The organism is Nocardiopsis sp. NPDC055879 (assembly GCF_053615935.1).
In genome coordinates this window covers 83,974-104,832 of sequence record NZ_JBSHCT010000014.1, presented here as the reverse complement: position 1 = coordinate 104,832, position 20,859 = coordinate 83,974, and the positions used below count along the sequence as shown (strand labels likewise).

The following is a 20,859-nucleotide window of genomic DNA, read 5'->3' as shown; positions in this document are numbered from 1 at the left end:
TTCCACCTCGCCGGCCACCCCGGTCCGGACAAAAGAGAAGTGCCCGACCCCCACAAGGGTCGGGCACTCACGAGGGCTTCGCGCGGGCCTGCCGGCCACGCACGGGCACCCTACTTGCTCTCGGCGCTCTCCTCGGCGGCCTCGGGGGCCTCCTCGGTCTTGGCCTCGACGGTCTCCTCGGCGGGAGCCTCAGGGGTCTCCTCGACCGGGGCGGCAGCGGCGGCCGGAGCGGCGGGGGCGCTCAGCGCCTCGACCAGCTCGATGACAGCCATCGGGGCGTTGTCGCCCTTGCGCGGACCGATCTTGGTGATGCGGGTGTAACCACCGGGGCGGTTCTCGAAGCGCGGACCGATCTCGGTGAAGAGCTCGTGCACGATCGACTTGTCGGTGATCTTGGTGAGCACCTGACGACGGGCGTGCAGGTCACCGCGCTTGCCGAGAGTGATGAGCTTCTCGGCGTACGGACGCAGGCGCTTGGCCTTGGCCTCCGTGGTGCGGATACGGCCGTGCTGGAACAGCGAGGTGGCCAGGTTCGCCAGGATGTGCCGCTCGTGCGCGGGCCCGGAACCCAGACGGGCGCCCTTGGTAGGCGTGGGCATGTTTTCGTTCTCCTAGTGATGCGGTCCGCGGCCGCACTCGGCCGGGGACCATTGGGCGACGAAGGTCTAGAACTGCTCCGTCTCGACGAAGGACTCACCCTCGTCGTCCTCGGAGCCGAAGGAGTCGGCCGCGGTGCCGGGGTCGAATCCGGGCGGGGAGTCCTTCAGGGACAGGCCCATGTCGACGAGCTTCTGCTTGACCTCGTCGATGGACTTGGCACCGAAGTTCCGGATGTCCAGAAGGTCCTGCTCAGAGCGGGCAACCAGCTCGCCAACGCTGTGGATGCCCTCACGCTTGAGGCAGTTGTAGGAACGAACCGTGAGGTTGAGGTCCTCGATCGGCAGCGCCAGGTCGGCCGCCAGGGCGGCGTCCGTCGGCGACGGGCCCATGTCGATGCCCTCGGCGTCGACGTTGAGCTCTCGCGCCAGACCGAACAGCTCGACCAGGGTCTTGCCCGCGCTGGCCACTGCGTCACGGGGACGGATGGCCTGCTTGGTCTCGATGTCGACGATCAGGCGATCGAAGTCGGTGCGCTGCTCGACACGGGTGGCCTCGACCTTGTAGGTCACACGCAGCACGGGCGAGTAGATGGAGTCGATCGGGATACGACCGATCTCCTGGCCCTGCTGCTTGTTCTGCGTCGCCGAGACGTAACCGCGGCCGCGCTCGACCGTCAGTTCCATCTCCAGCTTGCCCTTGCCGTTGAGCGTGGCGATGTGCAGGTCGGGGTTGTGCACCTCGACACCGGCCGGCGGAGCGATGTCCGCGGCGGTCACCACGCCAGGGCCCTGCTTGCGCAGGTACATCAGAACCGGCTCGTCGTGCTCGGAGCTGACGACAAGGCCCTTGAGGTTGAGGATCATCTCCGTGACGTCCTCCTTGACACCGGGCACGGTGGTGAACTCGTGCTCGACGCCCTCGATGCGGATGCTGGTGACAGCCGCGCCGGGGATGGAGGACAGCAGCGTACGCCGGAGCGAGTTACCGATGGTGTAGCCGAAACCCGGCTCCAGCGGCTCGATGACGAACTTCGAACGCCACTCGGAGATGGTCTCCTCGGTGAGCGTCGGACGCTGTGCGATCAACATGGTCCGTGTCTTCCCTTCCACATGGCCGACCGCTATTTGACGGCCACCGGATGGACACCGCCCGGTCGGCGGTGTCCCCTGTTCGGATTCCTACCCGGTCCGCCCCTCACCCCACCAGGGTGGAGGCGAACCGCACCACGAGGCGCCCGCGGGTAGGAGACGCGGGCGCCGGTGCCGACTCAGACGCGGCGGCGCTTCGGCGGGCGGCAGCCGTTGTGCGGAACCGGGGTGACGTCCTGGATGGAGCCCACCTCAAGGCCGGTCGCCTGCAGCGAACGGATGGCGGTCTCGCGGCCCGAGCCCGGGCCCTTCACGAAGACGTCGACCTTACGGACGCCGTGCTCCTGAGCACGACGCGCGGCGGCCTCGGCGGCCATCTGGGCGGCGTAGGGGGTGGACTTACGCGACCCCTTGAAGCCGACCTGACCCGAGCTGGCCCACGAGATCACGGCACCGGTCGGGTCGGTGATGCTGACGACCGTGTTGTTGAACGTGCTCTTGATGTGAGCGTGCCCGTGGACAATGTTCTTCTTTTCCTTGCGGCGCACCTTGCGCGCGGCACCCTGACGGCCCTTAGGCGGCATGCGTGAAACTCCCAGAGATCATCGGTCCGTTGATTACTTCTCGGACGCGGTCGACAGGTCCGAGGCGGACTACTTCTTGGCCTTCTTCTTGCCGGCCACGGTCTTCTTCTTGCCCTTACGGGTACGGGCGTTGGTCTGCGTGCGCTGACCACGCACCGGGAGACCACGACGGTGACGGATGCCCTGGTAGCTACCGATCTCCATCTTGCGACGGATGTCGGCCTGGACCTCGCGTCGCAGGTCACCCTCGACCTGGTAGTTGGCGTCGATCCAGTCGCGCAGCTTGACCAGGTCCTCTTCGGACAGCTGGTGGACGCGCGTGTTCCCGTCGACACCGGTGTTCTTCAGGGTTTCGAGGGCGCGAGTGCGACCAACCCCGAAAACGTACGTGAGAGCAATCTCCACCCGCTTGTCGCGGGGGAGGTCTACGCCGGCAATACGTGCCATGTGGGCGAGACTCCATCCATGCATGTGCGGAGGTCTGACCCGTTCCTTCCTCTCGTCGCCCAATCGACGAGGCCCCGGCCTCCGACCGAGGGTTCTCCCCCACCACCAACGGGCGGGAGATCGGAACAGGTTTTTCGTTGTTTCGTGGGCCCGGTCGAGGAGGAACTCCCCTACCCGGGTCCGGTGCGACACGGAAGTCGCGGCCGGCGAACCGGGGCTTGGTCAGCCCTGGCGCTGCTTGTGCCGCGGGTCCGAGCAAATGACCATGATCCGGCCGTTACGGCGGATCACGCGGCACTTCGCGCAGATCTTCTTCACGCTCGGCTTGACCTTCATGGTGACTCCGAACTCATCACATCACCAGTCACGGGCCGTTCGGCCCCGGACGGGCTACTTGTAGCGGTAAACGATGCGCCCGCGCGTGAGGTCGTACGGGCTCAGTTCCACGACGACACGGTCGTCGGGAAGAATACGAATGTAGTTCATCCGCATCTTGCCGCTGATGTGGGCAAGAACCTGGTGCCCGTTATCGAGCTCTACCTTGAACATAGCGTTGGGTAGGGACTCGACAACGGAACCCTCGATCTCGATGGCGCCGTCTTTCTTTGCCATGTCCTCCACGCCTCGCTCATCGATTTGGTTGATCAGGACGACCCGACGCGACCTGAGTGGTCCCTCGCATGACGCGACGGCCCCGGCGACCACGGATACACCGCGTCACCGACGCCGGAACACACTGGAAGTCCAGGCCAACTGCAAGGCTTACGTCGATAAGAAGACGTGGCACAAAGAAGGCAGACTGACCCAACAGCCCGCGTATGGGCAGTGACAGTCTATCCCCTTCCGGCAAGTGCTCTCGACACGAGAGCAGAGCAGCCTACACGCTCCGCCTCACCGGACGAAACACCCGCCCTGAAGGACATCCCAGTCCCTCGGCCATCGGGGGTTACCGTTCGGGCGCCGTCAGGGTTCTGGAGGGGCCGGCGGTGGGATAGCACGCTTTTCGCTATCCCACCAAAGGCGCCGAAGGTTCCTGACTTATTTGGCGCCCGAACACGCCAAAGCGCTAGCGGCGGCGCTAAGCGACAGGGTCTTCGGGGTCCGGGCCGCCTCTTTGGGCGGCCAGGACCCCGAACGTCACCACGAGCATCAGGATTCCCCAGGGCGCCAGCACCCACAGGAACCACGGATACGACGCGTCGGTGGTCAGGTACAGGATGAGCCAGATGGTGAAGCAGAGGATGTTGACGCCACCGTAGAGCCACCACGGGACCATCAGGGCCGGGTCTCGCAGGCGCAGCGGAGGTGCCGCCACACCCATATCGAAGCCCACCGGGCTCTTGGTCTCCACGACATCCCTCTCGGGAAGGTCCGCGGTCACCCCGGCGAGGTCGTCCGCCGTCTTGGCCTTGTACGCCCGACCGAGGCGTTCGGTGAACTCCTCGTGGTCCAGCCGCCCCTGAGCGAAGTGTTCCTGGAGCAGCCGCGCCACCTGATCACGTTCGGAGTCGGAGGTTCGTATGGAAGGCCCCGGGTCGGACACTGTTCGTACCTCGCCTTTGCACCGGTGAGTGGTCGCCACCCCATCGCCGGATTCCGACGGGACGCGGGGGTGGGCCCGCCGTCACCAGGTCGGCTGGACGAACCCCATCGCGTCGATTTTATCGCGGTTGGACTCGCGTGCGGTCAGCACCATCGGACCATCCGCGGTGATGGCCACGGTGTGCTCGAAGTGGGCGGCACGACGGCCGTCCTTCGTCACGACCGTCCATCCGTCGTCGAGTTCCACCACGTCGTGCTTGCCCAGCGTGGTCATCGGTTCGATCGCCAGGCACATGCCCTCGCGAAGACGCATGCCCTTGCCGCGCTTGCCGTAGTTGAGCACGTGCGGGTCCATGTGCATCTGCGTGCCGATGCCGTGGCCGCCGTACTCGCGCACGTTGCCGTAGCCACCGTTCTGCGAGATGTGGCCGCCGATCGCGTGACCGATGTCCCCGAGGCGCTTGCCCGGGACCATCTCGGCGATCCCCCGCCACATGGACTCCTCGCACACGTCCATCATGGTCAGGTCCTCGGAACGGGCCTCGCCCACCGCGATCGTGACCGCGGAATCGCCGTGCCAGCCGTCGAGGATGGCGCCACAGTCGATGGAGATGATGTCCCCGTCGGCCAGCACACGCTCGGAGCTGGGGATGCCGTGCACGACCTCTTCGTTCACCGAGGCGCAGATCGAGCCGGGGAAGCCGTGGTAGCCCTTGAACGACGGGATGGCCCCGGCGCCCCGGATCACCTTCTCGGCGATCGAGTCGAGTTCGAGGGTGGACGCTCCGGGCCGCACCGCGGCCCGGAGGGTGTCCAGGGCGTCGGCCACGACCTGGCCCGCCGCCCTCATCTTGGCGATCTGTTCCGGCGTCTTGATCTGCACGTCGGGATCGGCCTTGCCGAACATCAGGTGGCCGACCTCTTCTCGGCGATGGCCGCCTTCGCGCGCGCCGTCACCTCCGCCACGGGGCCCGTGGCGGAGATGGTGGCCAGCAGACCCTCACCGGAGTAGTACTCGACCAGCGGCGCGGTCTGCTCGCGGTAGACCTTCAGGCGGTGCCTGATGGTCTCCTCGCGGTCGTCCTCGCGCTGGTACAGCTCGGCGCCCTCGTTGTCGCACTTACCCGCCACGTTCGGGGCGTCGTACTCGACGTGGTACACCCGACCGCACTCTGGGCAGGAACGACGACCGGAAAGCCGCTTGACGACCTCCTCCTCGTCGACCCTCAGCTCCAGGACGACGTCCAGGTTCGAGCCGAGGTCGGCGAGCATCCCCTTGAGCGTCTCCGCCTGGGGGACGTTGCGCGGGAACCCGTCGAGCAGGAAGCCCGCCGTGGCGTCGCCCTTGGCCAGTCGGTCCTTGACCATGGCGTTGGTGATCTCGTCGGGGACGAGGTCGCCACGGTCCATGAACTCCTTGGCCTTCTTGCCGAGTTCGGTACCACCGCTGACGTTGGCCCGGAAGATGTCACCGGTGGACACCTTCGGGATCGACAGCTCTTCCGCGAGGATCTGGGCCTGGGTGCCTTTACCGGCCCCAGGCGGCCCCACCAATACAGCTCGCATTTATCGCAGAAAACCTTCGTAGTTCCTCTGCTGGAGGTGACTCTCGATCTGCTTCACCGTGTCCAGCCCGACACCGACCATGATCAGGATGCTCGTCCCGCCGAAGGGGAAGTTCATGTCGGCGCCGGTGGCGCCGAGAGCGACCATCGGCAGGAGAGCGATCACACCCAGGTACAGAGAGCCGGGAGTCGTGAGCCGAGTGAGCACGAAGTCGAGATACTCGGCGGTCGGACGCCCTGGTCGGATACCCGGGATGAACCCACCGTACTTCTTCATGTTGTCGGCGACTTCGGTGGGGTTGAAGGTAATCGCCACGTAGAAGAACGCGAAGCCGACGATCATGACGAAGAAGGTCGCCATGTAGACGGGGTGAGTGCCGGTGAGGAAGTAGGTCTGGAAGAACTGCGCCACCGGATGGGTGGACTCCTGTCCCAGAAGACCCACGATCAACTGCGGGAGATACAGCAGGGAGGAGGCGAAGATCACGGGGATGATGCCCGCCTGGTTGACCTTCAACGGGATGTAGGTGGAACTACCCCCGTACATCCGCCGACCCACCATGCGCTTCGCGTACTGCACCGGGATACGGCGCTGGGCCTGCTCCATGAACACCACGGCGGTGATCAGGGCCAGACCCGCGATGCAGATGATGGTGAAGATCCAGACGGAACGCTCTTCGTACAGACCCATGATCGAGGACGGGAAGACCGCGATGACCTGGGTGAAGATGAGCAGCGACATACCGTTGCCGACACCGCGCTCGGTGATGAGCTCGCCCATCCACATGATGATCACGGTGCCACCGGTCATCGTGAAGACGATGGTCACCATCGTCATGATGTCCTGGTTGGGCATGTAGGACGAGACCGGGATGGAGTTCTGGAACAACGCACCGGTGCGGGCCATGGCCACGATGCTGGTCGCCTGCAGCACCGCCAGCATGAGCGTGAGATAGCGGGTGTACTGGGTGATCTTGCCCTGACCGGCCTGGCCCTCCTTCTTGAGGGACTCCAGGCGGGGGATGACCACCGTCAGCAGGTTGATGATGATGCTCGCGGTGATGTACGGCATGACCCCGAGCGCGAACACCGCCAGTTGCAGAAGCGCGCCACCACTGAACAGGTTGACCAGGGCGTAGACGCCGGACTGGTCGGCTGTGGTGATGGTCTCCATCTGTTCCCTGATCGCCGCCGAGTCGATGCCCGGCGCCGGGATCACCGATCCCAGGCGGAACAGCGTCAGGATGAACAGTGTGAACAGCAGCTTATTGCGCAGGTCGGGCGTGCGGAATGCACGAACGAACGCACCTAGCACGTCTCCTCCTGCGCGGCTTCGGCGGCGGAACGGGTTCCAGACATCGCGGCCGATCCTGAATCGTCGTAGAACGTCAGCAACAGGCACGTCGCCCATTGCTCGGAAGTACTCACATTACGTCAAGCGGGGAGCTCAAACAGATGGCACTGTAACAGCCATCACCCAACAGCAGGGTTCGTGAGCCATAACGATCAACACTCACAACGCGTGAGGGCGCCCGACCAGCCGATCCTCGCGGATCCTGCCGGGCGGACGCCCCCAAACGCGCATCGTAGGGAAAACCCCTACAGCTCGGTGACGGTGCCACCGGCGGCGGTGATCTTCTCCTTCGCCGAGGAGGAGAGCGCGTTGACGCTCACCTGCACGGCGACGGTGATCTCACCGGTGCCCAGCACCTTGACGGGCTGGTTCTTGCGAACCGCGCCCTTGGCGACCAGACCCTCGACGGTGACCTCGCCACCCTCGGGGTAGAGCTCGCTCAGCTTGTCCAGGTTGACGACCTGGTAGGTCGTCTTGAACAAGGCGTTGCTGAAGCCCTTGAGCTTCGGGACCCGGCGGATGAGGGGCATCTGCCCACCCTCGAAACCGGGCCGAACGGTGTTACGAGCCTTCGTGCCCTTGGTACCGCGACCGGCGGTCTTACCCTTGGAGGCCTCGCCACGACCCTTGCGGATCTTGGACTTGTTGGCACCCGGGGCGGGACGCAGGTGGTGGAGCTTGAGCGGCTCGTCGGGGTTGTAGTCGCTCATTCTGCGACCTCCTCGACAGTGACGAGGTGCGAGACGATCGTGATCTGCCCGCGAACCTCAGGGCGGTCCTCACGGACGGTGGACTTACCGATCCGGCCCAGACCCAGCGACTGGAGAGCAGCGCGCTGCTTCTCCTTGCCACCGATCTTGGAGCCGGTCTGCGTGATCTTGATCTTTGCCATGATCAGGCTCCTGCCTTCGCCTCAGCACGAGCGCGCAGCATGGCGGCCGGGGCGACGTCCTCGATCGGCAGACCACGACGGGCGGCGATCTCCTCGGGCTGGTTGAGGCCCTTCAGAGCGGCCACCGTGGCTCGCACGATGTTGAGCGGGTTGGACGAACCGAGCGACTTGCTCAGGACGTCGTGGATACCGGCGCACTCCAGGACGGCGCGGACCGGACCACCGGCGATCACACCGGTACCCGGGGCCGCGGGACGCAGCAGGACGACACCCGCGGCATCCTCGGCCTGGATCTGGTGCGTGATCGTGCCCTGGACGCGGGGGACGCGGAAGAAGCTCTTCTTCGCCTCCTCGACGCCCTTGGCGATGGCGGCCGGGACTTCCTTGGCCTTGCCGTAACCGACACCCACCATGCCGTTACCGTCACCGACGATGACGAGCGCGGTGAAGGAGAAGCGACGGCCGCCCTTGACGACCTTCGCGACCCGGTTGATGGTCACGACCTTCTCGATGTAGGAGACACCCTTGTCTGCGGCGCCGCCGCGGCGATCGTCACGGCGATCACGCCGCTCGCCACCGGCGCCGCGCCGCGGTGCTGCAGCCATCAGTGGTTCCTCTTCTCGTGGTTGTTCTCGGCCTGTACAACGGTCATCAGAACTCCAGCCCGCCTTCGCGCGCCGCCTCGGCGAGCTTCACGATGCGGCCGGCGTACCGGTTACCGGCACGGTCGAAGACGACCTTGGTGATGCCGGCGTCCTTCGCGCGCTGCGCGACGAGCTCACCGACCTTCACGGACTTGTCGGACTTGGTGCCCTCGGCGCCACGCACATCCGACTCGACGCTGGAGGCGGCGACCAGGGTGTGACCCTTGGTGTCGTCGATGACCTGCGCGACGATGTGCTTGGAGGAGCGGAAGACGGCCAGACGGGGACGCTCGGCGGTGCCCACGACCTTCTTGCGCACCCGGAACTGGCGACGCTTGCGAGCGGTGGTGGCCTTCGCGGTGCGCTTGCGGCTCACGGTGATGCCCATGCCTACTTACCAGCCTTTCCGGCCTTGCGGCGGATGTGCTCACCCTGGTAGCGCACGCCCTTGGCCTTGTACGGGTCAGGCCTGCGCAGTCCGCGGATGTTCGCGGCGACCTGGCCCACCAGCTGCTTGTCGATGCCCTCGACGTGAAGGATCGTCGGCTTCTCCACGCGGAAGGAGATGCCCTCCGGCGGTTCCACCACGACGGGGTGGCTGTAGCCCAGCGAGAACTCCAGGTTGGAGCCGCGAGCCTGCACCCGGTAACCCACGCCGTGGATTTCCAGAGTCTTGGCGTAGCCCTTGGAGACACCCTCGACGAGGTTCGCGATCATCGCACGGTTCAGACCGTGCAGCGACCGGTTCTCCGGCTTGTCGTCGGGACGCGACACCGTGACCACACCATCCTCGAAGGAGGCGGTGATGGGCTCGGTGATCGTGTGCTTCAGTTCGCCCTTCGGCCCCTTGACAGTGACGTCTTGCCCGTTAATCGTGACCTCGACGCCCTTGGGGACCGAGAGCGGCAGTCGACCGATACGCGACATGCTTTTCGTCTCTCCCTATTCCCTATTACCAGACGTAAGCGAGGACTTCGCCGCCCACGCCACGCTTCTTGGCCTGCTTGTCAGTCATCAGGCCGCCGGACGTCGAAATGATGGCCACACCGAGGCCACCCAGAACGCGAGGAAGGTTGTCCTTCTTCGCGTACACGCGGAGACCGGGCTTGGACACCCGGCGGATGCCCGCGATGGAGCGCTCACGCGTGGGGCCGTACTTCAGCTCCAGGACGAGGCTCTGGCCGACAGTGGCCTCCTCGGTCCGCCACCCCTGAATGAAGCCCTCATGCTGGAGGACCTCGGCGATGTGCGCCTTGATCTTGGAAAACGGCATCGTCACGGTGTCGTGGTAAGCCGAATTCGCGTTACGCAGACGAGTCAACATGTCTGCGATCGGGTCGGTCATTGTCATGGCCGACTGGCCCTTCCTCACCGCGGTTTCCGAGTGCGGGCCTTTCCCAGAGCCTGCCTTCCGCGAGGTTTCCCCCGTGAAGTGCACAAACGGACCTTCGGCGTGGTCGTGGGCACCGCTGTCCCCGTGGGACTGCCGTGCCCTGGTGAATGAATTTCGCTTCCCGTCGAACTCCGTCGTGGAGGACGACGGTTCCTGCGTCGAGCCACCGGGAAGGTGGCGTCTCCGGGGGCCGACCGCGCTCACGCGCTTGGTCGGCCCTGCCGGAAACTACCAGCTCGACTTGGTGATGCCGGGCAGCTCGCCCCGGTGCGCCATCTCGCGGAAGCAGATACGGCACAGGCCGAACTTCTTGAAGACGGCACGCGGGCGACCGCACCGCGAGCATCGAGTATACGCCCGAACGCCGAACTTCGGCTTCCGGTTCGCCTTTGCGATCAGGGACTTCTTAGCCATGGTTAACCCCTCAGGCTTCCTTGAACGGGAAACCGAGCCGCTTGAGCAGGCTGCGGCCCTGGTCGTCGATGGTGGCGGTGGTGACGACGGTGATGTCCATCCCACGCTGCCTGTCGACCTTGTCCGGGTTCACCTCGTGGAACATGACCTGCTCGGTCAGACCAAAGGTGTAGTTCCCGTTCCCGTCGAACTGCTTCGGGGAAAGGCCACGGAAGTCCCGGATACGGGGCAGGGCCAGGGAGAGCAGCCGGTCGAGGAACTCCCACATCCGGTCGCCGCGCAGCGTCACGCTGGCGCCGATCGGCTGACCCTCGCGCAGCTTGAACTGCGCGATGGAGTTCTTGGCCCGGTTGATCTTCGGCTTCTGCCCGGTGATCGCCGACAGGTCGGCGATCGCGCCTTGAATGAGCTTCGCGTCACGAGCCGCCTCGCCGACGCCCATGTTCACCACGATCTTCGTGAGACCGGGGATCTGCATGACGTTCTCGATGCCGAACTCGTCCTTGAGGCCCGCAACGATCTCGTTGCGGTACTTCTCCTTGAGCCGCGGCATCGGAGGGGCGGTGATGTCGTTGGTAACCGTCATCAGATGTCCTTACCGGTGCGGCGGGAGACGCGAACCTTGGTTCCGTCCTCCTCGAAGCGGTAGCCGACCCGGGTGGCCTTACCGTCCTCAGCGAGCGCAACGTTGCTCACGTGGATGGTGGCCTCCTTGGTGACGACCTCTCCCTGCTCGCCACCGGCGGGGTTGGCCTTCCTGTGCTTCTTGACCAGGTTGACGCCCTCGACGATGACACGGTCTTCCTTGGGAAGGGCCTTGACGACCTTCCCCGTGGCACCCTTGTCCTTGCCGGCGAGAACGATGACCTCGTCGCCAGATTTGATCTTCATCGCTTAGAGCACCTCCGGCGCCAGCGAAATGATGCGCATGTACTTCTTGTCACGCAGCTCACGGCCCACCGGGCCGAAGATGCGGGTGCCTCGCGGGTCCCCACCGTCCTTGATGAGCACGGCAGCGTTCTCATCGAAGCGGATGTAGGAGCCGTCGGGCCGGCGGCGCTCCTTGGCGGTGCGCACGATAACGGCCTTGACGACGTCGCCCTTCTTGACTCCAGCGCCAGGCAGGGCGTCCTTCACCGTGGCGACGATGGTGTCGCCCATCCCGGCGTAGCGCCGACCCGAGCCACCGAGAACACGGATGGTAAGGATCTCCTTGGCACCCGTGTTGTCGGCGACCTTGAGTCGCGACTCCTGCTGAATCACGTCTGCTCCTGATGTGATGCGTGCGGTCCACTGCCGCACGGCTAGGTGGTCTCACCCCTCGCGACGGCGGCCGACAACTGGTGTCGGCCGCCGACAGGCCGGGGTTACTTAGCCTTCTCCAGGATCTCCACGACGCGCCAACGCTTCGTCGCGGAGAGCGGCCGGGTCTCCATCATGAGGACCCGGTCACCGACGCCACAGGAGTTCGCCTCATCGTGGGCCTTGTACTTGGTCGTCCGACGGATGACCTTGCCGTACAGGGCGTGCGTGACGCGGTCCTCGACCTCGACGACGACGGTCTTATCCATCTTGTCGCTGACGACGAGGCCTTCACGCGTCTTGCGGTCGTTACGGGCCGCGGTCTGGTTCTCAGTCATTCGGCTGCTTCCTTCGTCTCCTCAGCCGACTCACCAGACAGCGGGACGATGCCCAGCTCGTGCTCGCGCATGACCGTGTAGATCCGCGCGATCTCGCGCTTGACCGTGCGAAGACGGCTGTGGTTGTCGAGCTGGCCGGTGGCGGCCTGGAAGCGGAGGTTGAAGAGCTCTTCCTTGGCTTCCTTGAGCTTGGTGACCAGGTCCTCGACGGACTGGTCGCGCAGCTCATGGGCAGTCACGGACTTCGCCATCACTCCCCCTCACGCTTAACAAACTTGCACTTCATCGGGAGCTTGTGCATCGCACGGCTCATGGCCTCCTTGGCCACCGCCTCGGGCACGCCCGACAGCTCGAACATCACGCGACCGGGCTTGACCGGCGCGACCCACCACTCGGGCGAACCCTTACCGGAGCCCATGCGGACCTCGGCGGGCTTCTTGGTCAGCGGACGGTCCGGGAAGATGTTGATCCACACCTTGCCGCCACGCTTGATGTGACGCGTCATGGCGATACGAGCGGACTCGATCTGACGGTTCGTCACGTAAGCGGACTCAAGAGCCTGGATACCGTACTCACCGAAGGTGACCCGGGTCCCGCCCTTGGCCTTGCCACGAAGGTCCGGGTGGTGCTGCTTGCGGTACTTGACCTTACGAGGAATAAGCACTTGTCAGCTCCCCTCGGTCTTCGGGGCCTCGGCGGAGGCGCCGGCCTTGGCTTCGGTCTGACCGCCACCCGCGGGGCCACCGCGACGGCGGCGCTGCGGACGCTCGCGGCGCTGACCGCCACCGGCGGTGCGCTGCGCGGCCTGAGCGGCCTCACGCTCGGCGCGGGTCACAGGGGCGTCGCCCTTGTAGATCCACACCTTCACACCGATGCGACCGAACGTCGTCCGGGCCTCGAAGAAGCCGTAGTCGATGTCGGCGCGAAGCGTGTGCAGCGGGACCCGACCCTCGCGGTAGAACTCCGAGCGGGACATCTCTGCCCCACCCAGACGACCACCACACTGGATACGGATGCCCTTGGCACCGCTCTTCATCGCGCTCTGCATGGCCTTGCGCATCGCGCGGCGGAACGCCACGCGGCTGCTCAGCTGCTCGGCGACGCCCTGGGCGACGAGCTGCGCGTCGATCTCCGGGTTCTTCACCTCGAAGACGTTCAGCTGCACCTGCTTGCCGGTCAGCTTCTCGAGGTCCGTACGGATCCGGTCGGCCTCCACGCCGCGGCGGCCGATGACGATGCCCGGCCGGGCGGTGTAGACGTCCACGCGGACACGGTCACGGGTGCGCTCGATCTCGACCTTGGAGATGCCCGCGCGCTCCATGCCACGGGTCAGCATCCGACGGATCGCGACGTCTTCCTTGACGTAGTCCTTGTAGGACTTGTCGGCGTACCAGCGACTCTTGAAGTCGGTGGTGATGCCGAGGCGGAACCCGTGCGGGTTGATCTTCTGCCCCACTATCGGGTCCTTTCCTTCGTCTTGGACGAGGCACGCGCGTCCTCGGCGACGACCACGGTGATGTGGCTCGTACGCTTGGTGACACGGAAGGCCCGGCCGAAGCCTCGCGGGCGAATACGCTTCAGGGTCGGACCTTCGTCCACCCAGACACGCTCGACCACCAGGTTCTCCCGGTCCAGCTTGTCGTTGTGCTCGGCGTTGGCGATGGCGCTGTCCAGCACCTTGCCAACGGGCTCACTCGCCGACTGGGGAGCGAACCGGAGCACCGCCTGCGCCTCGTCAGCGGGCAACCCGCGAATAAGGTCCGCCACCCGGCGAGCCTTGCGGGGCGTAACGCGGACGAACCGCGCCTGTGCCCTCGTTCCCATCGCTTTTCCCTCGCTCACGGAAAATATCTTCTCCACTCACCATGGAGAACATTGTTCTTACAACTGCTGCAACCGCTAACGGCGGCTACGGCGGTCGTCCTTGACGTGGCTACGGAAAGTACGCGTGGGAGCGAACTCACCGAGCTTGTGGCCGACCATCGACTCCGACACGAACACCGGAATGTGCTTGCGGCCGTCGTGGACGGCGATCGTGTGACCGATCATCTCCGGGACGATCATGGACCGCCGGGACCACGTCTTGATGACGTTCTTGGTCCCCTTTTCGTTCTGTGACTCCACCTTCTTGATGAGGTGGCCGTCCACGAAGGGGCCCTTCTTAAGGCTACGTGGCATCAGACGTGCTCCTTACCGCTTCTTCTTACCGCTACGCCGACGCCGCACGATCAGCTTGTCGCTGGCCTTGTTCTTGGCCCGGGTCCGGCCTTCCTTCTTGCCCCAGGGGCTGACCGGGTGACGACCACCGGAGGTCTTGCCCTCACCACCACCGTGCGGGTGGTCGACCGGGTTCATCACCACACCACGGACGGTCGGGCGCTTGCCCTTCCACCGCGAGCGGCCGGCCTTGCCCCAGCTGATGTTGGACTGCTCGGCGTTGCCGACCTGGCCGACCGTGGCGCGGCAGGAGATCTCCACCAGGCGCATCTCACCGGAGGGCATACGCAGCGTGGCGTAGCCGCCCTCCTTGGCCAGGAGCTGGATCTGCGATCCGGCGGAGCGGCCCAGCTTGGCACCGCCGCCCGGCTTCAGCTCGACCGCGTGCACGAACGTACCCGTGGGGATGTTGCGCAGCGGGAGGCAGTTGCCCGGCTTGATGTCGGACTGGGGGCCGTTCTCGACCTTGTCGCCCTGCGAGAGGCCGGCGGGCGCCAGGATGTAGCGCTTCTCACCGTCCACGTAGTGGAGCAGGGCGATGCGAGCGGTGCGGTTGGGGTCGTACTCGATGTGAGCGACCTTGGCCGGCACGCCGTCCTTGTCGTGGCGACGGAAGTCGATCACGCGGTAGGCGCGCTTGTGACCGCCACCCTGGTGACGAGCGGTGATCCGGCCGTGGCCGTTACGACCGCCCTTGGAGTGAAGCGGACGGACCAGGGACTTCTCCGGCTCCGAACGCGTGATTTCGACGAAGTCGCTCACGCTGGAGCCGCGACGACCCGGCGTCGTCGGCTTGTACTTACGAATGCCCATCTTCTTCGCGCATTCCTTTACGTGTTACTTGATGTACAGCGGTCAGACCCGAAAGGTCACTGACCGAAGATGTCGATGCGGTCACCCTCGGCGAGGCTGACGATCGCGCGCTTCGTGTCAGGACGCTTCCCGAAACCGAAGCGGGTGCGCTTGCGCTTGCCCTTCCGGTTGATCGTGTTCACGCCGGTGACCTTCACTTCGAAGATCTTCTCGATCGCGATCTTGATCTGGGTCTTGTTGGCGTCCGGGCGAACGATGAACGTGTACTTGTTCTCGTCCATGAGCCCGTAGCTCTTCTCGGAGATCACCGGCTCGACGATGATGTCCCGGTGGTCGGCGATCCTCACTGGTCGTCCTCCTCGGACTCAGCGGCCTTCGAGGTACCGGCCGCGTGGGCCAGGAACTCGGCGTAGCCCGCCTCGGTGAAGACCACGTCGTCCGAGTACAGGACGTCGTAGGTGTTCACCTGGTCCGCGTCGAGGATGTGGACCTCTTCGAGGTTGCGCAGGGCGCGCCGGTTGTGCTCGTCCTCACGAGCCAGGACGACGAGGACCTTGTCGGACTCGGTGACCTGGCGCAGCGCCTTGAGGGCGGTCTGCGTGAGCTTGGTGTCCGCGTCATCGGCCACGAACCGGCCGACGACGTGGATGCGGCCGTGGTTGGCCCGGTCGGTGAGGGCACCACGCAGGGCGGCGGCCTTCATCTTCTTCGGGGTCCGCTGGCTGTAGTCACGCGGCTGGGGGCCGTGAACGACGCCACCACCGGTGTACTGCGGGGCGCGGATCGAACCCTGACGGGCGCGACCGGTTCCCTTCTGGCGGTAGGGCTTCTTGCCACCACCGCGGACCTCGCCGCGGGTCTTGGTGGCGTGCGTGCCCTGACGGCCTGCGGCCAGCTGGGCGTTCACGACCTGGTGCAGCAGCGGAATGCTGACCTGCTGGGCGAAGACGCTCTCGGGAAGCTCGACGCTGCCCTTGGAGCCGCCCTCAGGGTTCTTGACCTCGATCTGGGTCATGGCTTACTTGTCCCCCTTCACAGCGGTGCGGACGAGCACCAGACCGCCGTTGGGACCGGGCACCGCACCCTTGACCAGGATGAGGCCCTTCTCCGCGTCCACGGAGTGAACGGTCAGGTTCTGGACGGTCTTGCGCACGTTGCCCATGCGCCCGGCCATCCGCATGCCCTTGAAAACGCGGCCGGGCGTGGCGCAGCCGCCGATGGAGCCGGGCGAGCGGTGGGTGCGGTGCGTACCGTGTGAGGCCGAGAGGCCCGCGAAGCCGTGACGCTTCATCACACCGGCGAAGCCCTTACCCTTGCTCTTGCCCGTGACGTCGACCTTCTGGCCGATCTCGAACGTGGCCGCGTCGACTTCCTGGCCGAGCGTGTACTCGGAGGCGTCGGAGGTGCGGACCTCGACGTAGTGACGGCGCGGGGTCAGGTCGTGCGCGCGGAGGTAGTCGCCCAGGGGCTTGTTGACCTTGCGCGGGTTGATCTGCCCGTAGCCGAGCTGGATGGCGGAGTAACCATCGGTGTCCGGAGTCCGGATGCGGCTCACGACGCACGGACCGGCCTTCAGGACGGTCACGGGAACCATCTTGCCCGCGTCGTCGAAGACCTGGGTCATGCCGAGCTTTTCGCCCAGAACTCCCTTGATCTGCTTGGTGGCCATGTCAGTGCGTCCTTAAAGCTTGATCTCGATGTCAACGCCGGCCGGGAGGTCGAGTCGCATGAGCGAGTCGACCGTCTTCGGGGTCGGGTCGATGATGTCGATCAGCCGCTTGTGAGTGCGCATCTCGAAGTGCTCGCGCGAGTCCTTGTACTTGTGCGGCGATCGGATGACGCAGTAAACGTTCTTCTCCGTCGGCAGCGGCACCGGGCCCGCGACCTGTGCGCCAGTTCGCGTCACGGTCTCAACGATCTTCTTCGCCGAGCTGTCGATGACCTCGTGGTCATAGGCCTTTAGCCGAATGCGGATCTTTTGTCCCGCCATATGGCCTGTTCGTCCTTCGCTTCAGTGTCCGTAACGGTGAGCAGTTCCGGTCACAGAAGCCCAGGCCCGTCGGCGGAATCCGCCGGCTTCTTGGCCTTGAGCCCCTATTCCCTTGAGAAACCGCAACAGGGCTTGCCCCTGCGGTGCGTCACCGTCACAGAGCCCGATGACGTCTTGTCAATGTGGTGGGTGGGCCGCGTCTCCGCGGCCCACCCGCCACGTCGGGGTGGTTCCGGTTGGGACCACCCCGGCGTGTGTACTAGCTGAGGATCTTGGTGACGCGACCCGCGCCCACGGTCCGGCCACCCTCACGGATGGCGAACTTCAGGCCCTCTTCCATGGCGACCGGCTGGATGAGCTGGACCGTCATACCGGTGTTGTCACCGGGCATGACCATCTCGGTGCCCTCCGGCAGCGTCACGACGCCGGTGACGTCGGTGGTGCGGAAGTAGAACTGCGGGCGGTAGTTGTTGAAGAACGGCGTGTGGCGGCCACCCTCGTCCTTGGACAGGATGACGACCTGACCCTCGAACTGCGTGTGCGGGGTGGTCGTGCCGGGCTTGATGACGACCTGGCCACGCTCGACGTCCTCGCGCTTGATGCCGCGCAGGAGCAGACCGACGTTGTCACCGGCCTGGCCCTGGTCGAGCAGCTTGCGGAACATCTCAACACCGGTGACGGTGGTGGTCTGCTTGTCTTCCTTGATGCCGACGATGTCGACGGTCTCGTTCACGTTGACGATACCGCGCTCGATACGACCGGTGACGACGGTGCCGCGACCGGTGATCGAGAAGACGTCCTCGATCGGCATGAGGAAGGGCTTCTCGGTGTCACGCTGGGGCTCGGGGATGTGGGAGTCCACGGTGCCCATGAGCTCCAGGATGGCCTGGCCCCACGTGGCGTCGCCCTCAAGCGCCTTCAGAGCGGAGACCTTGGTGACGGGGGTGTCGTCACCGGGGAACTCGTACTCGCTGAGCAGCTCACGGACCTCGAGCTCGACGAGCTCGAAGATCTCCTCGTCGTCCACCATGTCGGACTTGTTCAGGGCGACGACGATGGCCGGGACACCGACCTGGCGGGCCAGGAGCACGTGCTCCTTGGTCTGCGGCATCGGGCCGTCGGTGGCGGCGACGACCAGGATCGCGCCGTCCATCTGGGCCGCACCCGTGATCATGTTCTTCACGTAGTCGGCGTGACCGGGGCAGTCGACGTGGGCGTAGTGACGCGCCTCGGTCTGGTACTCGACGTGAGACACGGAGATGGTGATACCGCGCTCGCGCTCCTCGGGAGCGTTGTCGATGTCCGCGAACGGAGTGAACGGGTTCAGCTCCGGGTACGCGTCGTGCAGCACCTTGGTGATGGCCGCGGTCAGCGTGGTCTTGCCGTGGTCAATGTGACCGATGGTGCCGATGTTGACGTGCGGCTTGGTCCGCTCGAACTTTTCCTTCGCCACTGGAAGTCTCCTAGACGTACAGATCTATCTGACTGTGGTCCAACCCCGCGGGCACGGGGAACAGCCGGGTTAGTTGTTCGCGACTACTCGCCGCGAACCTTCGCCACGATTTCCGTGGCGACAGCGGACGGAACCTCCGCGTAGGAGTCGAACACCATCGAGTAGTTGGCTCGACCCTGCGTGCGGCTACGAAGGTCACCCACGTAGCCGAACATTTCCGAGAGGGGCACGAGGGACTTGACCAGTCGGACACCGGAACGCTCGTCCATGGACTGAATCTGTCCACGGCGAGAGTTCAGGTCGCCGACCACGTCGCCCATGTACTCCTCAGGAGTGGTGACCTCAACGGCCATGACCGGCTCCAGGAGAGCCGGCTTCGCCAGCCGGACGGCCTCCTTGAAGGCCATCGAACCGGCGGTCTTGAACGCCATCTCCGAGGAGTCGACGTCGTGGTACTGACCATCGGTCAGCGACACCTTGATGCCGACGAGCGGGTAGTGCGCGAGAACGCCCAGCTCAGCGGCCTCCTGGCAGCCGGCGTCGACCGAGGGGATGTACTCCCGCGGGATACGGCCACCGGTGACGGAGTTGACGAACTCGTAGCCGGAGGCGACACCGTCCTCGGACAGCAGCGGCTCAAGGTCGATCTTGACCTTGGCGAACTGGCCCGAACCACCCGTCTGCTTCTTGTGGGTGTAGACGTGACCTTCGACCTTCTTGCGAATGGTCTCGCGGTAGGCCACCTGGGGCTTACCGATGTTGGCCTCGACCTTGAACTCGTCACGCATGCGGTTGACCAGCACCTCAAGGTGCAGCTCGCCCATGCCGGAGATCACGGTCTGACCGGTCTGGTCGTCCGTGGCCACCTGGAAGGAGGGGTCCTCCTCGGCCAGGCGCTGGATCGCGATGCCCAGCTTCTCCTGGTCGCTCTTGGTCTTCGGCTCGATGGCCACCTCGATGACCGGAGCCGGGAAGGTCATGGACTCCAGGACGATGGGCGACGCCTGGTCGCACAACGTCTCACCGGTGGTGGTGTCCTTCAGACCCATGACGGCGACGATGTCGCCGGCACCGGCGCTGGGGATCTCCTCGCGCTTGTTGGAGTGCATCCGGTAGACCTTGCCGATGCGCTCCTTGCGGCCCTTGATGCTGTTCAGCACCTGGGTACCGGCCTGGAGGACACCGGAGTAGATCCGCACGTAGGAGAGCTTGCCCAGGTGGGGGTCGCTGACGACCTTGAAGGCCAGGGCGGAGAACGGCTCGTCCACGCTCGGCTTGCGCTGGAGCTTGGTCTCCTCGGTCTCGTCCTTGGGGTCGTGGCCCTCGATGGCCTCGACGTCCATGGGCGAGGGGAGGTAGGCGATGACCGCGTCGAGCAGGGGCTGCACGCCCTTGTTCTTGAACGCGGTGCCGCAGACCACGGGCACGGCGGTGCCGGCGATGGTGGCACGACGGATCGCGGTGACGAGCTGCTCCTCGGTGGGCTCCTGGCCCTCGAGGTACATCTCCATGATCTCGTCGTCGGCGTCGGCCAGCGTCTCGATGAAGGACTCGCGAGCCTCGCGAGCGGCCTCGACGTGGGTGTCCGGGATGTCGACGGTGTCGTACATCTCGCCCAGCGGCGTCTCGGCGCTCCAGAGGTAGGCCTTCATCTTCACGAGGTCGATGACGCCCTGGAAGTCGCTCTCCGCACCGATGTTCAGCTGGATCGGCATGGCGTTCGCGCCGAGGCGCTCACGGAACATGTCGACACAACGCTGGAACTCGGCCCCGATCTTGTCCATCTTGTTGACGAAGCAGATACGGGGAACGCCGTAGCGGTCGGCCTGACGCCAGACCTGCTCCGACTGGGGCTCGACGCCTTCCTTGGCGTCGAACACCGCGACGGCACCGTCGAGCACACGCAGCGACCGCTCGACCTCGACCGTGAAGTCGACGTGGCCGGGCGTGTCGATGATGTTGATGGTGGTGTCGTTCCACTGGGTGGTGATCGCAGCCGAGGTAATGGTGATACCCCGCTCCTGCTCTTCCTTCATCCAGTCCATCGTCGAGGCGCCATCGTGCGTCTCGCCGAGCTTGTGGTTGACACCGGTGTAGTAGAGGATCCGCTCGGTCGTCGTCGTCTTGCCCGCGTCGATGTGGGCCATGATGCCGATATTGCGGACCTTCTCAAGGTCTAGCAATGTCTTAGCCATGAGGCTCGTCCTTCGGTCTGTTCAGGTC

33 protein-coding genes are annotated in these 20,859 nt (G+C 65.2%); all 33 read right to left on the bottom strand.

Annotated elements, in window-relative coordinates:
• Window positions 1-110: 110 nt before the first annotated feature.
• Window positions 111-599: a 50S ribosomal protein L17 gene (gene rplQ, locus ACWGKS_RS18240; protein ID WP_358506760.1), complete on the bottom strand. Its 489-nt coding sequence runs from the start codon at window positions 597-599 to the stop codon at window positions 111-113.
• A gap of 66 nt (window positions 600-665) precedes the next feature.
• On the bottom strand, window positions 666-1,688 hold the full coding sequence (locus ACWGKS_RS18235; protein WP_067597831.1) for a DNA-directed RNA polymerase subunit alpha: 1,023 nt from the start codon (window positions 1,686-1,688) through the stop codon (window positions 666-668).
• A gap of 179 nt (window positions 1,689-1,867) precedes the next feature.
• Window positions 1,868-2,272, bottom strand: coding sequence for a 30S ribosomal protein S11 (gene rpsK / locus ACWGKS_RS18230; protein WP_067597829.1), 405 nt, complete (start codon window positions 2,270-2,272; stop codon window positions 1,868-1,870).
• A 69-nt stretch (window positions 2,273-2,341) separates the two neighbouring features.
• Complete coding sequence (gene rpsM, locus ACWGKS_RS18225) at window positions 2,342-2,719, bottom strand: 30S ribosomal protein S13 (RefSeq protein WP_358506763.1); 378 nt, start codon at window positions 2,717-2,719, stop codon at window positions 2,342-2,344.
• A 222-nt stretch (window positions 2,720-2,941) separates the two neighbouring features.
• Entirely contained in the window at window positions 2,942-3,055 is a 114-nt protein-coding gene (gene rpmJ / locus ACWGKS_RS18220) for a 50S ribosomal protein L36 (RefSeq protein ID WP_013156136.1), read from the bottom strand.
• Window positions 3,056-3,109: 54 nt separating this feature from the next.
• Window positions 3,110-3,331 carry a translation initiation factor IF-1 gene (gene infA / locus ACWGKS_RS18215; RefSeq protein WP_013156135.1) on the bottom strand — a complete coding sequence of 74 codons (222 nt, stop codon included), beginning with the start codon at window positions 3,329-3,331 and terminating at the stop codon, window positions 3,110-3,112.
• A gap of 466 nt (window positions 3,332-3,797) precedes the next feature.
• Window positions 3,798-4,262: a DUF1707 SHOCT-like domain-containing protein gene (locus ACWGKS_RS18210; protein WP_358506765.1), complete on the bottom strand. Its 465-nt coding sequence runs from the start codon at window positions 4,260-4,262 to the stop codon at window positions 3,798-3,800.
• Between the two features lie 81 nt (window positions 4,263-4,343).
• On the bottom strand, window positions 4,344-5,168 hold the full coding sequence (map, locus tag ACWGKS_RS18205; RefSeq protein WP_358506767.1) for a type I methionyl aminopeptidase: 825 nt from the start codon (window positions 5,166-5,168) through the stop codon (window positions 4,344-4,346).
• Window positions 5,168-5,827, bottom strand: coding sequence for an adenylate kinase (locus ACWGKS_RS18200; protein ID WP_358506769.1), 660 nt, complete (start codon window positions 5,825-5,827; stop codon window positions 5,168-5,170). Before ACWGKS_RS18200 ends, map begins: the two co-directional genes overlap by 1 nt.
• Window positions 5,828-7,141, bottom strand: coding sequence for a preprotein translocase subunit SecY (secY, locus tag ACWGKS_RS18195; protein ID WP_358506771.1), 1,314 nt, complete (start codon window positions 7,139-7,141; stop codon window positions 5,828-5,830).
• Between the two features lie 284 nt (window positions 7,142-7,425).
• Window positions 7,426-7,890: a 50S ribosomal protein L15 gene (gene rplO, locus ACWGKS_RS18190; protein ID WP_358506773.1), complete on the bottom strand. Its 465-nt coding sequence runs from the start codon at window positions 7,888-7,890 to the stop codon at window positions 7,426-7,428.
• On the bottom strand, window positions 7,887-8,072 hold the full coding sequence (gene rpmD / locus ACWGKS_RS18185; protein WP_017603897.1) for a 50S ribosomal protein L30: 186 nt from the start codon (window positions 8,070-8,072) through the stop codon (window positions 7,887-7,889). Before rpmD ends, rplO begins: the two co-directional genes overlap by 4 nt.
• A 2-nt stretch (window positions 8,073-8,074) precedes the next feature.
• A complete protein-coding gene (rpsE, locus tag ACWGKS_RS18180) occupies window positions 8,075-8,677 on the bottom strand; it encodes a 30S ribosomal protein S5 (protein WP_358506775.1) in 603 nt (200 codons plus the stop codon).
• Between the two features lie 46 nt (window positions 8,678-8,723).
• Window positions 8,724-9,104 carry a 50S ribosomal protein L18 gene (gene rplR, locus ACWGKS_RS18175; protein ID WP_067597805.1) on the bottom strand — a complete coding sequence of 127 codons (381 nt, stop codon included), beginning with the start codon at window positions 9,102-9,104 and terminating at the stop codon, window positions 8,724-8,726.
• 2 nt (window positions 9,105-9,106) lie between these two features.
• Window positions 9,107-9,643 (bottom strand): 50S ribosomal protein L6, encoded by a 537-nt coding sequence (gene rplF / locus ACWGKS_RS18170; RefSeq protein WP_067597802.1) that lies wholly within the window; start codon window positions 9,641-9,643, stop codon window positions 9,107-9,109.
• Between the two features lie 25 nt (window positions 9,644-9,668).
• Window positions 9,669-10,067: a 30S ribosomal protein S8 gene (rpsH, locus tag ACWGKS_RS18165; RefSeq protein WP_067597865.1), complete on the bottom strand. Its 399-nt coding sequence runs from the start codon at window positions 10,065-10,067 to the stop codon at window positions 9,669-9,671.
• A gap of 270 nt (window positions 10,068-10,337) precedes the next feature.
• Window positions 10,338-10,523 carry a type Z 30S ribosomal protein S14 gene (locus tag ACWGKS_RS18160; RefSeq protein ID WP_067597799.1) on the bottom strand — a complete coding sequence of 62 codons (186 nt, stop codon included), beginning with the start codon at window positions 10,521-10,523 and terminating at the stop codon, window positions 10,338-10,340.
• 10 nt (window positions 10,524-10,533) lie between these two features.
• The gene (rplE, locus tag ACWGKS_RS18155; RefSeq protein ID WP_067597796.1) at window positions 10,534-11,109 is read right to left on the bottom strand and encodes a 50S ribosomal protein L5; all 576 of its coding nucleotides are present in this window, start codon (window positions 11,107-11,109) and stop codon (window positions 10,534-10,536) included.
• On the bottom strand, window positions 11,109-11,414 hold the full coding sequence (rplX, locus tag ACWGKS_RS18150) for a 50S ribosomal protein L24 (protein ID WP_358506778.1): 306 nt from the start codon (window positions 11,412-11,414) through the stop codon (window positions 11,109-11,111). Before rplX ends, rplE begins: the two co-directional genes overlap by 1 nt.
• A 3-nt stretch (window positions 11,415-11,417) precedes the next feature.
• Window positions 11,418-11,786 carry a 50S ribosomal protein L14 gene (gene rplN, locus ACWGKS_RS18145; protein WP_067597790.1) on the bottom strand — a complete coding sequence of 123 codons (369 nt, stop codon included), beginning with the start codon at window positions 11,784-11,786 and terminating at the stop codon, window positions 11,418-11,420.
• A gap of 104 nt (window positions 11,787-11,890) precedes the next feature.
• Window positions 11,891-12,163: a 30S ribosomal protein S17 gene (gene rpsQ, locus ACWGKS_RS18140; RefSeq protein WP_304074789.1), complete on the bottom strand. Its 273-nt coding sequence runs from the start codon at window positions 12,161-12,163 to the stop codon at window positions 11,891-11,893.
• Window positions 12,160-12,414 (bottom strand): 50S ribosomal protein L29, encoded by a 255-nt coding sequence (gene rpmC / locus ACWGKS_RS18135; protein ID WP_067597784.1) that lies wholly within the window; start codon window positions 12,412-12,414, stop codon window positions 12,160-12,162. Before rpmC ends, rpsQ begins: the two co-directional genes overlap by 4 nt.
• Window positions 12,414-12,827, bottom strand: coding sequence for a 50S ribosomal protein L16 (gene rplP, locus ACWGKS_RS18130; protein ID WP_067597781.1), 414 nt, complete (start codon window positions 12,825-12,827; stop codon window positions 12,414-12,416). Before rplP ends, rpmC begins: the two co-directional genes overlap by 1 nt.
• A gap of 3 nt (window positions 12,828-12,830) precedes the next feature.
• The gene (rpsC, locus tag ACWGKS_RS18125) at window positions 12,831-13,619 is read right to left on the bottom strand and encodes a 30S ribosomal protein S3 (protein ID WP_067597779.1); all 789 of its coding nucleotides are present in this window, start codon (window positions 13,617-13,619) and stop codon (window positions 12,831-12,833) included.
• Window positions 13,619-13,987 carry a 50S ribosomal protein L22 gene (rplV, locus tag ACWGKS_RS18120; RefSeq protein WP_067597776.1) on the bottom strand — a complete coding sequence of 123 codons (369 nt, stop codon included), beginning with the start codon at window positions 13,985-13,987 and terminating at the stop codon, window positions 13,619-13,621. Before rplV ends, rpsC begins: the two co-directional genes overlap by 1 nt.
• A gap of 75 nt (window positions 13,988-14,062) precedes the next feature.
• The gene (gene rpsS, locus ACWGKS_RS18115; RefSeq protein WP_067597773.1) at window positions 14,063-14,341 is read right to left on the bottom strand and encodes a 30S ribosomal protein S19; all 279 of its coding nucleotides are present in this window, start codon (window positions 14,339-14,341) and stop codon (window positions 14,063-14,065) included.
• 12 nt (window positions 14,342-14,353) lie between these two features.
• Window positions 14,354-15,193, bottom strand: a complete 840-nt coding sequence (gene rplB / locus ACWGKS_RS18110) for a 50S ribosomal protein L2 (protein ID WP_358506782.1) — start codon at window positions 15,191-15,193, stop codon at window positions 14,354-14,356.
• Between the two features lie 56 nt (window positions 15,194-15,249).
• Entirely contained in the window at window positions 15,250-15,540 is a 291-nt protein-coding gene (gene rplW / locus ACWGKS_RS18105; protein ID WP_067597766.1) for a 50S ribosomal protein L23, read from the bottom strand.
• On the bottom strand, window positions 15,537-16,208 hold the full coding sequence (rplD, locus tag ACWGKS_RS18100; RefSeq protein WP_358506784.1) for a 50S ribosomal protein L4: 672 nt from the start codon (window positions 16,206-16,208) through the stop codon (window positions 15,537-15,539). Before rplD ends, rplW begins: the two co-directional genes overlap by 4 nt.
• 3 nt (window positions 16,209-16,211) lie before the next feature.
• Window positions 16,212-16,862 (bottom strand): 50S ribosomal protein L3, encoded by a 651-nt coding sequence (rplC, locus tag ACWGKS_RS18095; RefSeq protein WP_358506786.1) that lies wholly within the window; start codon window positions 16,860-16,862, stop codon window positions 16,212-16,214.
• Between the two features lie 12 nt (window positions 16,863-16,874).
• Complete coding sequence (rpsJ, locus tag ACWGKS_RS18090) at window positions 16,875-17,183, bottom strand: 30S ribosomal protein S10 (protein ID WP_014908366.1); 309 nt, start codon at window positions 17,181-17,183, stop codon at window positions 16,875-16,877.
• 259 nt (window positions 17,184-17,442) lie between these two features.
• Entirely contained in the window at window positions 17,443-18,636 is a 1,194-nt protein-coding gene (gene tuf, locus ACWGKS_RS18085; RefSeq protein ID WP_358506788.1) for an elongation factor Tu, read from the bottom strand.
• Between the two features lie 83 nt (window positions 18,637-18,719).
• On the bottom strand, window positions 18,720-20,831 hold the full coding sequence (gene fusA / locus ACWGKS_RS18080; RefSeq protein WP_358506790.1) for an elongation factor G: 2,112 nt from the start codon (window positions 20,829-20,831) through the stop codon (window positions 18,720-18,722).
• Between the last annotated feature and the right edge of the window lie 28 nt (window positions 20,832-20,859).

What these genes read in the sequence shown, in the direction of transcription:
- rpmJ (WP_013156136.1), bottom strand. Translation starts at nt 3,055, where the DNA reads ATGAAGGTCAAGCCGAGCGTGAAGAAGATCTGCGCGAAGTGCCGCGTG.
- rplF (WP_067597802.1), bottom strand. Translation starts at nt 9,643, where the DNA reads ATGTCGCGTATCGGTCGACTGCCGCTCTCGGTCCCCAAGGGCGTCGAG.
- ACWGKS_RS18235 (WP_067597831.1), bottom strand. Translation starts at nt 1,688, where the DNA reads ATGTTGATCGCACAGCGTCCGACGCTCACCGAGGAGACCATCTCCGAG.
- rplR (WP_067597805.1), bottom strand. Translation starts at nt 9,104, where the DNA reads ATGGGCATCACCGTGAGCCGCAAGCGCACCGCGAAGGCCACCACCGCT.
- rplO (WP_358506773.1), bottom strand. Translation starts at nt 7,890, where the DNA reads ATGAGCGACTACAACCCCGACGAGCCGCTCAAGCTCCACCACCTGCGT.
- rplD (WP_358506784.1), bottom strand. Translation starts at nt 16,208, where the DNA reads ATGACCCAGATCGAGGTCAAGAACCCTGAGGGCGGCTCCAAGGGCAGC.
- rpmC (WP_067597784.1), bottom strand. Translation starts at nt 12,414, where the DNA reads ATGGCGAAGTCCGTGACTGCCCATGAGCTGCGCGACCAGTCCGTCGAG.
- rpmD (WP_017603897.1), bottom strand. Translation starts at nt 8,072, where the DNA reads ATGGCAAAGATCAAGATCACGCAGACCGGCTCCAAGATCGGTGGCAAG.
- rplE (WP_067597796.1), bottom strand. Translation starts at nt 11,109, where the DNA reads ATGACGGTTACCAACGACATCACCGCCCCTCCGATGCCGCGGCTCAAG.
- rpsK (WP_067597829.1), bottom strand. Translation starts at nt 2,272, where the DNA reads ATGCCGCCTAAGGGCCGTCAGGGTGCCGCGCGCAAGGTGCGCCGCAAG.
- rplX (WP_358506778.1), bottom strand. Translation starts at nt 11,414, where the DNA reads ATGAAGATCAAATCTGGCGACGAGGTCATCGTTCTCGCCGGCAAGGAC.
- rplQ (WP_358506760.1), bottom strand. Translation starts at nt 599, where the DNA reads ATGCCCACGCCTACCAAGGGCGCCCGTCTGGGTTCCGGGCCCGCGCAC.
- rplC (WP_358506786.1), bottom strand. Translation starts at nt 16,862, where the DNA reads ATGGCCACCAAGCAGATCAAGGGAGTTCTGGGCGAAAAGCTCGGCATG.
- rpsQ (WP_304074789.1), bottom strand. Translation starts at nt 12,163, where the DNA reads ATGACTGAGAACCAGACCGCGGCCCGTAACGACCGCAAGACGCGTGAA.
- rpsS (WP_067597773.1), bottom strand. Translation starts at nt 14,341, where the DNA reads ATGCCACGTAGCCTTAAGAAGGGCCCCTTCGTGGACGGCCACCTCATC.
- rpsE (WP_358506775.1), bottom strand. Translation starts at nt 8,677, where the DNA reads ATGGCTGCAGCACCGCGGCGCGGCGCCGGTGGCGAGCGGCGTGATCGC.
- rplB (WP_358506782.1), bottom strand. Translation starts at nt 15,193, where the DNA reads ATGGGCATTCGTAAGTACAAGCCGACGACGCCGGGTCGTCGCGGCTCC.
- rpsM (WP_358506763.1), bottom strand. Translation starts at nt 2,719, where the DNA reads ATGGCACGTATTGCCGGCGTAGACCTCCCCCGCGACAAGCGGGTGGAG.
- infA (WP_013156135.1), bottom strand. Translation starts at nt 3,331, where the DNA reads ATGGCAAAGAAAGACGGCGCCATCGAGATCGAGGGTTCCGTTGTCGAG.
- ACWGKS_RS18200 (WP_358506769.1), bottom strand. Translation starts at nt 5,827, where the DNA reads ATGCGAGCTGTATTGGTGGGGCCGCCTGGGGCCGGTAAAGGCACCCAG.
- rpsH (WP_067597865.1), bottom strand. Translation starts at nt 10,067, where the DNA reads ATGACAATGACCGACCCGATCGCAGACATGTTGACTCGTCTGCGTAAC.
- rpsJ (WP_014908366.1), bottom strand. Translation starts at nt 17,183, where the DNA reads ATGGCGGGACAAAAGATCCGCATTCGGCTAAAGGCCTATGACCACGAG.
- rplV (WP_067597776.1), bottom strand. Translation starts at nt 13,987, where the DNA reads ATGGGAACGAGGGCACAGGCGCGGTTCGTCCGCGTTACGCCCCGCAAG.
- ACWGKS_RS18160 (WP_067597799.1), bottom strand. Translation starts at nt 10,523, where the DNA reads ATGGCTAAGAAGTCCCTGATCGCAAAGGCGAACCGGAAGCCGAAGTTC.
- map (WP_358506767.1), bottom strand. Translation starts at nt 5,168, where the DNA reads ATGTTCGGCAAGGCCGATCCCGACGTGCAGATCAAGACGCCGGAACAG.
- fusA (WP_358506790.1), bottom strand. Translation starts at nt 20,831, where the DNA reads ATGGCTAAGACATTGCTAGACCTTGAGAAGGTCCGCAATATCGGCATC.